Source organism: Salinivibrio sp. MA440, from assembly GCF_001996265.1.
GTDB lineage: Bacteria > Pseudomonadota > Gammaproteobacteria > Enterobacterales > Vibrionaceae > Salinivibrio > Salinivibrio costicola.
Genome location: NZ_MUFI01000038.1, coordinates 25,415 through 36,003 on the forward strand (window position 1 = coordinate 25,415; position 10,589 = coordinate 36,003).

Below are 10,589 nucleotides of genomic sequence, written 5' to 3' on the forward strand. Positions count from 1 at the left end.
GTCGTTTTATCCATTTTCTACTGCGTGTATTAGATTCTTTTTTTTCTCATGTCTAACGCTTGTGTATATAGCATCATATCTTGTTCATGAAACGTTTCTATTTCTGAGCGAAGCTTATTACTGATTTCCGGCGTCGTTTTCTTTTGGTTCAGTTTTTTTTCTTCAACGTCGCCGTTTGCCTTTATAATATTGTTAGTAAACCAACAAAGATCGTCTGAGAAATGCTCTGTTATCCCGATAAAATCAAACTTATGGAGTGGGAACGCAAATAAAAACTGATCATAGACATTTCGCATTTCGTTTGAGAAGGCAAAATCTTCCAGTGTCCAGTTCTCTTCTACCACTCTTTTGTGTAACGGCGCAGCGTTTTCATTATACGCCGAAAGCCAAAAGAAATAGTGTGAAACTAGCCTCTCTACTGGATGACGCATCCAAGTAATAAATTGTGTACTTTCACAAGGCAACAACCCGTATTTAACCGGTAAAAAATGGCCATGAACGCATGCCACCTTAGACGCGGGATCACGATATTGTTGCTCGTAGTGTAAAGCATCATTCAATGCTTTTCGGTTTCTTTCCTCTACCGGCCGATTTAAAGGGATATCATTGTAGTCTCGCATTAGCTGGTCACCATAGACACGCGTGAGTGCATCGAAAAAGCTGGTACCTGCTGTTTTGGGTAGGTGTAAAGATATGATCATAAACGGCTCCAAAAAAAAGCATAGCCGCGGCTATGCTTTCTCTATTTATTTGTATTGTTGACTACTGAATGCTGTCAACATCCTCCATCGGATCCCATCCGGTAAGATCTTTAAATTCATTGGTATAAAAAACGGCATCTTCCTTCGTATTGATCACGTATGGCGTGAGCAAAAGAACGACTTCGGAACGATTACTGCCCTGGCTTTGGAATTTAAACAGGTTACCAAGGTATGGAATATCTCCCAATAGCGGGATCTTGTTCTCTGTGGTGGTAGTGTTACTGTTAATTAACCCGCCCATATATACCGTTTGCCCGCTATCTGCCAACAACATAGTTTGTAGCGAACGTGTGTTAATGGAGGTGCCAGACTCGGAGATGTTTGGCGTACTGACTTCTTGACTAATCTCCATTTCTACCAATCCATTTTGATTAATCGATGGTGTGATTTCTAACGTCACACCGGTATTGACAAACTGAGTGGTAAACTTGGTGTTGCCATCTTCGCCTTCGATCTCACCGGTGGTGACCTGAATTTGATCACCGGCATTAATCCGTGCGGTCTCTTGATCTAATGCCAAAATTCTTGGCGTCGCCAGTACTTTTGAACCTGATTCTTTCAGCAGCGCATTGATATCAAAGTTAGTTTGGCCTAACGCTAAGCTTAAGTTAAGCGAACCGCCTTCAGACGTCCCTTCGCCGATGACAGACAACAGTTTATTGGTGGTGTTGGTTCTACCTGCATCATAATCCCAATTGACACCGACTCTGCTGCTTTCCTCGAGTTTTACTTCCGCAACAATCGCTTGAATCAAAACTTGACGTGGGCGTTGATCAACGTACTCAAGAAGCTGGATAAGACGCTGGTAATCGTTGTATTGTCCGGTAAAAATAATCGCATTCCGTTTCGGATCGACCACCACCCGATAACTGTCTGTTACAACGCTAGCATTGCTGGTCTGTTTTTTATTCGAACGATTTAATCCTTTATTGCCTGGCAATGTGTAATTGTCATCTGAGCCCGATTTTTCCGCCTCTTTAACAATATCAGCACCGGCTTTTTCATCACTCTGTGTTGTTTGTCGCCCGAAAATAGCCGATATCACGCCCCACGCATCGTTCGCTTTGGCATTACGCATATAGTAGACATAAACCCCCTCATTGCCGCTTACCGGCTTGGGTTTATCTATACGACTGACCCAGTCTTCTGCATATTTCAACCAGCTTGATGTACTGGCTGTCATTAATAACGTGTTATTTGACATTTTTGTAAGCACAACACCATTTGTGCCATTTTCTTCGTAAACAGGCACGCCTGATGCTTTTAATGCGCGCGTTAGATCGGTCACGATATCGTCAATACCAAGGTAACGTGGCTGTATAAGCTTCATATTGCTGGCCACTTTCTTGGGGACATCAAGCTGCGCTAACATCGTATGGACTTTGTCTATATCATCTTGCCGCGCAACGACCATCAAGGCATTAAGGTGGCGTTGTAATAACACATTGGATCCGCGCGTTTCGCTGATCAGTTGATCAACCAGAATCGAGGCATCGTTTAAAGACAGGTAGTAAATCGGAATAATCTCGGCGACATTACCATACTTCAGCTTTGCGCCTACAGAGTCTGACAATAACACTGGCGCACGACGATCGACTTTATTAGCGGGCAACACTTTCAGTAGACCATCGTCTTGAACCAGTGCAACACCGTTGACTTGTAACACCTCTTCGACCAAACCAAGCATTCGCTCACTCTTAATCGACTGATTAATCCTCAGTGTAATCGGCGTTGAGTTATTGTTAAGAGATTGATCGACCACATAATCTAAACCGAGAACGTCGCCCAACGCTAAATTGATGAAGTGATTCATCGGTACTTTATCCGCATTCAGACTCACTGAATCTTTAGGTAGCTGAATACCGGCTTGCTTCGCCTCATCTGACAGTTTGTTTTTATAAATGAGCGGAGCACTGTCTATTTTTCCTTTACTCGCATTTGATGTGTTGCTCCCCCTGTTCTCATCAACAAGAACGCTGTCATTTTTTTGTGTTATGGGACGCGCATCAATACGATCAACAGTTGGATTGTTTGATACTGACGTACAGCCATTGAGTACCAAGATAGAAACCACGGCGAGAGTGAGAGGCCTTATCGGGTTGCGCTTTCTCTTTTTCAAAACATTATTCATCATCTTGGCCTTTAAGCTGAATATTCTGTGTAGGGAATAATACAAAGTCTTTAGTTCGTTCCATTGTGTCTATCACTTGAACGCGCGTTGGAGTGATCTTATTCACTGTTTGTTCATCATTAATACGCTCCCCTTCCGAGACCGTAATCTTACTATTACCTTGAATAAACACCGCTTGTTGTTGCGCATTGGTCGAGATGATACTCACAAGGTTAAGCGGCTCGTTGCGCTCTTTTTGCGGTGCGTCAACTTTTGCTGTCTCAGCATTCGAACGTCCTCGCCCTTCAACAAACAAGTTCCCGGGGGCATTAGACGGTAAACGATAAGGCTTGAACAACTGATCACGTTCAATGGTATGCGTCGCAAAGGTATTATTAACGTTGCCGCTTGGCGACGTCGACCACCAAGACACCAAAATGACGGCGCCCATGCACAGCAAACCAACGATGACTCTATTTTTGTATTCTAGCACGCGACTGATCATCGATTCACCGCCCTTTGTTGCTGCTTCAATTGTTCAATGGACAGAGATCGAACTGTCCAAATCGTCGCGGACAATTCAAACTGAATATTTCCATCTCTGTCTCTGGTTGGCTTTAAATCGATGGTGTCCGGTATAAAAAGCGTTTTTTCACTCGCCATTTTATACAGTAAGTCACTTACTTCTTGGCTAGAGCCAACCCAGCCCCAGCGACTCGGTACCTTCTCTCCCACCCAAGCAAGATCGCTAGGATCACCAAATCGCCGCGTATCGAAGCGTAAACCAAGCGGCTGATACATGCTCTCAATTTTGTTTAAAGATATCGATAATGCGCGATTAAATGATGGTGCGTCAATTAACATTGCCTGAGTGTCACTGTATAGCGCATTGAGTGTTTGATGGCTTTTTTCAATCGCCGAGCGATTCTCACTCAACCTAATCAGCGCTTGCTCTCTATCAAGTTTATCAACCAATTTAACCGCTTGATCATCACGCCAAGCCAAATAAGGGGCCGTGATAAACATGAAAAAGAACAGAATAAGGATGGCTAGCACAGACCATTGCATCACAAGGCTGTTATCAAATTCTTTTCTCAGTTGGCTCTGGGGACCTAATAACTTGTTGAAATAATCACTTAACATTCACTGAATCCCCAACTCCATTTTAAAAGCTTGCCGATCGTCGTCTTTTATTGGCACCACGTCTCCGATGAGTCGTGCACTTTCGACCCCGTTGAACGTTGTCACAACATCAATCACTTTGAGGGGTTCCAACGCTTTTCCTGTGATGACCAGTGCGTCTGATGAATAGGTCAGTTGACTCAGCACGACGTCTTTGGGTAACTGTTCCAACATCATGTTGATAATATGGGCGAGCTGGTGCTGTTCTTGCTTTAAAGACGCAATCGCGTTTACAACGCGTAACGTGTCCGCATCTTGAGAGCGTATTTTAACGAGGTCTGAAGTTTCACTCTGCAATACAGTTAAACTGTCTGATACGCGCGAATTTTTATATTGGATAATAGAATAATCAATAATCAGTGCGAGTATCCCAAGTAATATCACCATACAGATTGGCTTATAAAACGTTTTTGGGTTAGATATGTCTTGATAGACGGGAAGTTTACCTAAATTTAGCACAGAGACTTTAGGCACTTCTCTATCGAAGGCTCGTAGCTCGACGCCTTCAAACGAACTATTTGCTTCACCATACACTGCCGTTGAAAAGTGATTAATTTGTTGACTAATGATTCTTTCTAACGACGGCTTACACTTGATAACCTTCGATACAATACCACTATCGATAAAAGCAACCCAACGCTCATCGCCTTCTTGATGAATAACCACACAACGGTTTTCTTCGACTAAGCCAAATTCGTAAGCTAATGCAGGTATGATATGTGTCACTGTGTTTGAAAAGGCGACATCGGCTGCTGACCATACCCAAACACTGGCAACCCATTCATCGCCTACCGATTGTATAATGCTAAAATATTGATAATCATCCCATAAAAGTTCAGACTCTAGCTCTGACTTAACACAGAGCTCCACCTCTTCACGGGTGACAACCGCCGCTTGATACGTGTATGTTTTATATAAGCATATGCTTTGTGGCACTAAACCAACAACACGATCAAACTTGCGATAGTGGCGAGTGGTATCCTCCTCACTAGGCCAGACCACATAATGCTTTTGCAACGTCGATAACACTACTCGTCTCCGATATTCTGCGTGTTGTATTGGAAGTGCCGCCCATAATCCGGGAAACGCCACATTCTAACAGGTGGCGGCATACTGGTACCAGGCCTTATCCGGTATTCTGCTGACGCTTGGAAGCCATTATATTCATAATAAACCCGTAGTCGAGTACTGGGTGATAGCTCACTCCCTAAGCCAATTTCATAGAGATAAGACTCCAACTCATGCCAGCGCTGCTTACTTTTTAGTCGCTCAATTTTTGATAGCTCGACATCGGAGAGATCATAAATATGCTTAAGCATGTAATTGGGCACTAATGCGTAGTTTTTATCGATCGCATGGTTTAATACAACCAAGTCTTTTAGGCCTGGTTTATTATCATCGCCATTGTATATCTCTGGGCTAATCCCTTCGATGAGGAGCAATTCATCCATACTGCGAAATAGATCTTCACGACCATAGCCTCCATTTTGTTGCGTTTGCCATTTCACTACGCGATCGGTCAATGTTCTGGCTTCTTTCGCACTGACGTACAGCTTAAAGACATTGCTCAATTCATTCTTATCGACATAGCGTAGACTCACTAACCCTTTTACATCCTGCAGTGAAACATTAACGCCATTCTTTAACTTTATCGGTTCGCCATCGGTTCTAACAAAAAGATCGCCAACTTGATATCCCATCGGCAAACGTTCGCCAACCAACATGCCGAAAAATAAACGTTGCTCTGCCGAGTGTATTTCTCGTAACGCTTCAACGCGCTCTTTTGCTGCTACGGCCGTTTCGACTTCCCCATTCGCTTTTACCAACATAATACTGCCGATAGTGAGCAATATCGAAATAATGACGAGGGTTAAAGGTAGAACGACACCTGCTTGTTTTCTCATTTGACTTCTATCCGCGCACCAATATCAGCGCTTCGGGTGTACTGGGTGACTTTAAATGGCCATACATATTCTTGACCGTTTTTTAGCTTTACCGTCAACTTTGCCATGACAGGCATTTGGGCCTCATTATAACTGTCTATACTCTCCACCCAGTGACGTCCGACTCGCACTCGACCACCATTTGCATTATAAGCCAACTCATCAACATAATACCGCCAGTGATATTCTTCTACATCGGTAAACAAAGTCAGTGCTTCCGTTTGGTTTGTTTCATAAAGGCCATAATAGGGGTCACTGTTCGGTGTTTCTTGATATACAAGCATTAATCCTCCCCCATCATTCAGTTTTTGGTTTATTTCAACCCAGGCATAGGTGCCTGGTCCACCCAGAATAGGACTTTCACTTAAAAAGGATACTTTTTTTGAATCGCCCTTAAAGTAAGGTGCTGAATCTGAAAAACCAACGCTGAAATTTGATGCGACAGATTGATTAAACGCGGAAGAGAGCCATGAGAATTGTTTGTGATACCTTATGATATTATTATTTTCATTGAGTGCTCTTTGCCACTGAGAACGACCCTGTTCAAAACCGAACATTACCAACGATACCACGGTTGAAAAGATTGCCAGGACTACTAGCATTTCAACGAGAGTAAATCCATGTTCGCTATTATTTTTAGTCATGCCAGCCCAACTGCTCGAATGAAAATTTATGCTCGACGTTCTTATATTCATAGTTAACATTAACGGTAAACAATTGAACCTTTTGGCCCGTGTCTCCCCGTACATCTAACACACTACTTTCGGGAATTGCCTCCCACGTATAGCTTATATTGTTGCCGAGATTGTTCGCGCCTGACTGTTTTTCAAAAACATTAACAACACTAATCTCATTTAATATAGACTCCTGAACCACTGAGTTATTAAGCACATCATTAACTCGGCTGGTTTGTATTCTGGACTGATTCATCACTGGAAATATTACTGAGAAGGCAGCGACTATTATGGTGATAGCAACAAGCACTTCAATCAGTGTAAACCCATGATCAGATCTTTTTAATTTCAACTTCACCATATGGCATCTTTACTTCCAGCCGCCAAACATCGTTAGAGTCAGTTAATAAATCAATGTGCCCTGAGCTCACGAAACCATCAGCCCTAAACACAATTGACGTATGCGATTTAATACGAAGATCTTGTTCTTCTGCTTGCGCTTTCAGCCACGAAAGGTTTTCTTCCACAAAAAAGCTTTTCGTTTTGCTATTTTCCTTTCTTACTTGCTTTAATGTATTACCCCAGAATGTTTGGATAGAATGTTGCGTATTGAATGATGTATATTGTCCCCAAAGTTTGGGGACAACAATACTTGATGTTAAGGCAAGCAAGGATATTACGATTAACAGTTCAATTAATGTAAAACCCTTTAATCTCATTCTTGTGTTCCTATGTCTGCATCCTCTCCTTCACCGCCTTTTTCACCATCGCGACCGTAGGAATAAAGCTTGAATTCATAATTTGGCATGAGTTCGTAACGATAATCACGATTCCAGGGATCTTGAGGAATAGATTTAGAAAGATAAGGGCCGTTCCAACCCACAACGTTATCAGGTTCGATCATCAAAGCATTGAGGCCTTGCTCTGTTGTTGGCAGTTCTCCAGTGTCTAGACGATAAGTTTTGATCGCTGAAGAAAGAAGCTCAACTTGTGCGTTAGCCACTTTTGTTTTTGACGAACCTAATTGATTGAATAGCTTAGGACCGACCAAGCCTGCGAGTAGTGATATAAGTACCAGTACGACAAGGAGCTCGATAAGCGTGAAACCTGAGTTTTTATTTTGACGCATCTTTACCATCCAATTTCATTGATTGAGATAATTCCTGATATCAGTACGATCATGATTGACCCGACAATGCCGCCCATAATAACAATGATCGCGGGTTCAAGCACGGACAATGCTCGCTTTATCCCAACCGAAAGACGTCTTTCATATAATTTAGTTATCTCTCTAAAACAAGAGACTAACGCGGCACCTTGCTCTCCTGAAGCAATCAGACGCGTCACGATCGCTGGAAAAACACTATATTCGCTGAGTGAGCTACCTAGGCTTTGTCCTTCTTTTACTCGACCGATAACAAGGTTGAGCTTTTTGTTTAAGGTCACATCAGAAACATTATTATTGGTGATGGTCAGTGCCTCTACTAAGTCAACACCTGACTCTGATAGCTTTTGCATGCTGGATGAAAACTGTACAACCTGCCAAGCTTGAACAAGTTCTTTAACATAAGGGAGTTTTTTAAGTACAGCCAAACCGATATCGTGAAGCTTACCTGAGTCAGACAGGTATTTAACATAGACCACTAACGCTATCAACAGTCCGACAATCACAGCGATATTGTCGTTTATAAACTGTGCAGTACTGACCAACCCAGCCAGAGCCGACTCTTTATTTGCTTCGCTGATCATGCTTTCAAAGTTGGGAATAACGTATGAAAACAAAAATAAAACCACAAGCACACATATGATCACGAGAAAAGAAGGATAAGTTAACGCTGACCGGATTTCTGTCGCGATCGCWTCCTCTTTTTCCATTCGCTCGGCAACACTTTGTATTGACGAGGAGAGATCACCGTTAGATTCTCCCAGCTTTAACATAGAACCCACATAGAATGGGAATACTTTTGGCTGAGACTCAATGGCGCTGGAAAGACTTAATCCACTTGATATGTCTTGATGAATTTTTACCAAGGCATTCTTTAACGGTTTTTCGTCGGTTGTTTCAATTAACGAGTACACACACACATCGAGCGCCATACCGCTTTCTCTTAATGTTGCGAGCTCTCGTAAACATGTCATTATCGATTCACGTTTAATTTTTGGTCCGTTTTTCCGCTGCGTTTTTTCAGGCACAACGAGGACAACGTGAAGGTTACGTTCCTCTAGAATCGCTTTGGCATGCTTGTCGGAACTCGCTCTTATCCAACCATCAGATTGCGAACCATCCGACCGACGTGCAATATATTTATAGTCCTTCATCCTATCACTCTCATGACTTCTTCGAGCGTCGTATCTCCATTTGCCGCTCTAAGTACGGCATCTTGCTTCAATGTCCGCATATTCTGTTTTCTTGCCACCGAAATAATTGCCGATGTTTCTATAGGAACATCATAATCGTTAGACCAATCCATTAACTCAAAGACGGGTATACGCCCTTTATATCCCGTCCAATTACATTCTTCACACCCTTTTGCAGACAACCATGTAGGATTCGTCACAATGCTTGGCCATTTCTTTTCTATTTGCGGCCAACCAATCTCACTGGCTACTTTTTCTGCTGTGTGATCTTCCTTACTACAATGTGGACATACGCGCCTTAACAATCGCTGAGCCATAACGCCGACGATTGTCGACTTAATCAAATAGTCAGGTATGCCAATATCCTTCAGTCGGATAAAACTACTTGGGGCGTCGTTTGTATGTAGTGTGGAGAGAACAAAATGTCCAGTTAACGCAGATTGAATCGCGATCTGAGCCGTTTCTTTGTCACGCATTTCACCGATCAACATGATATCGGGATCTTGTCTTAACGCTGAACGCAGAACGGTTGCAAAATCTAAACCTATATCACTGTTAACCTGAATTTGAGTAAGTCCAGCCATTTGATATTCGACCGGATCTTCAACGGTAATAATTTTGGTTTGCTCGTCATTTAGACTACCGAGCAATGTGTATAATGATGTCGTTTTACCACTACCTGTAGGACCTGTTACGAGAAAAATACCGTTTTTGTTGGTTGTAATTTTATTGATAAGCGCTAGCTGATCGGGAAACATGTCTAGTGTCTTCTGAGAGCCTGTCTTTTTGGCTGTATTATCATTGACAAGCAGACGTAAAACAGCATTTTCGCCGAATACAGTTGGTGTCGTTGCAACTCGAATATCTACCTGGTTCCCTGATAACCTCGCTTTTATTCGCCCATCTTGAGGCAAGCGTTTTTCCGAGATATCAAGGCCCGCCATCAATTTTACTCGTGAAATAATCGCCGAGTGCAAAGAAAGATCAGGCTGATCAACAGTATGTAAAACACCATCAATTCGATATCGGATAAAGAATTTCCCTTTGTTTATCTCTAAGTGGATATCCGATGCTTGATCAATAATAGCGCGTTGAATACATTCATTGACGAGCTTAACGACTGGCGCAGCGCTACTGTCTCCTTCAATAATTGAGCCTGATAGCTCTGAGTCACTTTCTTCAAACATCGAAACCAATTGTCTATACTGATAATTCGATGTGAGAATAGGTATCACTTCAAGGCCATATTTTTGCTCAAATAACTGATAGATATACTCATTCCATACGTCAGTTAACGCCATGTATATTTTTTTGCATTCACTATCGATGAGTAAGGGGAACGCACTATTTTTTTTCCACCAATCTTCTGGGAAGTATCGTAAAGCGATTTCTGGCGTGGGCTGCGACCCTTTTAGAAGCGTCTCTTGAAATGTCTCATACAGATAAAGATTCAGCTGTTCACTTAATGCTTCTAACACATCGCTTTCCGCACAAATACCGTTAGAAACACAAATTTCGCCAAAATAGGGGCGATTTATGTGACCGTAGCCATCTTGTATTT

The 10,589-nt window shown here is 42.5% G+C and carries 12 protein-coding genes; all 12 read right to left on the minus strand.

What is annotated here, in order from left to right; all coding sequences use genetic code 11:
* Nucleotides 1-29: 29 nt before the first annotated feature.
* The gene (locus BZG80_RS11875; protein ID WP_077679436.1) at nt 30-701 is read right to left on the minus strand and encodes a sulfotransferase family 2 domain-containing protein; all 672 of its coding nucleotides are present in this window, start codon (nt 699-701) and stop codon (nt 30-32) included.
* A 61-nt stretch (nt 702-762) separates the two neighbouring features.
* Nucleotides 763-2,892 (minus strand): secretin N-terminal domain-containing protein, encoded by a 2,130-nt coding sequence (locus tag BZG80_RS11880; RefSeq protein ID WP_077679437.1) that lies wholly within the window; start codon nt 2,890-2,892, stop codon nt 763-765.
* Nucleotides 2,885-3,376 (minus strand): hypothetical protein, encoded by a 492-nt coding sequence (locus BZG80_RS11885; protein ID WP_077679438.1) that lies wholly within the window; start codon nt 3,374-3,376, stop codon nt 2,885-2,887. The genes BZG80_RS11880 and BZG80_RS11885 overlap by 8 nt, the downstream gene beginning before the upstream one ends.
* A complete protein-coding gene (locus BZG80_RS11890) occupies nt 3,373-4,014 on the minus strand; it encodes a hypothetical protein (protein ID WP_077679439.1) in 642 nt (213 codons plus the stop codon). Before BZG80_RS11890 ends, BZG80_RS11885 begins: the two co-directional genes overlap by 4 nt.
* Nucleotides 4,015-5,082 carry a hypothetical protein gene (locus BZG80_RS11895; RefSeq protein WP_077679440.1) on the minus strand — a complete coding sequence of 356 codons (1,068 nt, stop codon included), beginning with the start codon at nt 5,080-5,082 and terminating at the stop codon, nt 4,015-4,017.
* Nucleotides 5,082-5,957, minus strand: a complete 876-nt coding sequence (locus tag BZG80_RS11900) for a hypothetical protein (RefSeq protein WP_077679441.1) — start codon at nt 5,955-5,957, stop codon at nt 5,082-5,084. The genes BZG80_RS11895 and BZG80_RS11900 overlap by 1 nt, the downstream gene beginning before the upstream one ends.
* The gene (locus tag BZG80_RS11905) at nt 5,954-6,640 is read right to left on the minus strand and encodes a PulJ/GspJ family protein (RefSeq protein WP_158011551.1); all 687 of its coding nucleotides are present in this window, start codon (nt 6,638-6,640) and stop codon (nt 5,954-5,956) included. Before BZG80_RS11905 ends, BZG80_RS11900 begins: the two co-directional genes overlap by 4 nt.
* A complete protein-coding gene (locus tag BZG80_RS11910; RefSeq protein ID WP_077649343.1) occupies nt 6,633-7,031 on the minus strand; it encodes a type II secretion system protein in 399 nt (132 codons plus the stop codon). Before BZG80_RS11910 ends, BZG80_RS11905 begins: the two co-directional genes overlap by 8 nt.
* Nucleotides 7,003-7,389 (minus strand): type II secretion system protein, encoded by a 387-nt coding sequence (locus BZG80_RS11915; protein WP_077679443.1) that lies wholly within the window; start codon nt 7,387-7,389, stop codon nt 7,003-7,005. The genes BZG80_RS11910 and BZG80_RS11915 overlap by 29 nt, the downstream gene beginning before the upstream one ends.
* A complete protein-coding gene (gene gspG / locus BZG80_RS11920) occupies nt 7,386-7,808 on the minus strand; it encodes a type II secretion system major pseudopilin GspG (protein ID WP_077649341.1) in 423 nt (140 codons plus the stop codon). The genes BZG80_RS11915 and gspG overlap by 4 nt, the downstream gene beginning before the upstream one ends.
* Entirely contained in the window at nt 7,802-8,989 is a 1,188-nt protein-coding gene (locus tag BZG80_RS11925; RefSeq protein ID WP_077679444.1) for a type II secretion system F family protein, read from the minus strand. Before BZG80_RS11925 ends, gspG begins: the two co-directional genes overlap by 7 nt.
* Nucleotides 8,986-10,589: GspE/PulE family protein (locus tag BZG80_RS11930; RefSeq protein WP_108744123.1), on the minus strand; the 1,604-nt coding region annotated here is incomplete at its 5' end. The genes BZG80_RS11930 and BZG80_RS11925, both read right to left, overlap by 4 nt.

Coding starts and splice junctions, on each gene's coding strand:
- BZG80_RS11915 (WP_077679443.1), bottom strand. CDS start 7,389: ATGAGATTAAAGGGTTTTACATTAATTGAACTGTTAATCGTAATATCC.
- BZG80_RS11905 (WP_158011551.1), bottom strand. CDS start 6,640: ATGACTAAAAATAATAGCGAACATGGATTTACTCTCGTTGAAATGCTA.
- BZG80_RS11900 (WP_077679441.1), bottom strand. CDS start 5,957: ATGAGAAAACAAGCAGGTGTCGTTCTACCTTTAACCCTCGTCATTATT.
- BZG80_RS11875 (WP_077679436.1), bottom strand. CDS start 701: ATGATCATATCTTTACACCTACCCAAAACAGCAGGTACCAGCTTTTTC.
- BZG80_RS11910 (WP_077649343.1), bottom strand. CDS start 7,031: ATGGTGAAGTTGAAATTAAAAAGATCTGATCATGGGTTTACACTGATT.
- BZG80_RS11885 (WP_077679438.1), bottom strand. CDS start 3,376: ATGATCAGTCGCGTGCTAGAATACAAAAATAGAGTCATCGTTGGTTTG.
- BZG80_RS11880 (WP_077679437.1), bottom strand. CDS start 2,892: ATGAATAATGTTTTGAAAAAGAGAAAGCGCAACCCGATAAGGCCTCTC.
- gspG (WP_077649341.1), bottom strand. CDS start 7,808: ATGGTAAAGATGCGTCAAAATAAAAACTCAGGTTTCACGCTTATCGAG.
- BZG80_RS11890 (WP_077679439.1), bottom strand. CDS start 4,014: ATGTTAAGTGATTATTTCAACAAGTTATTAGGTCCCCAGAGCCAACTG.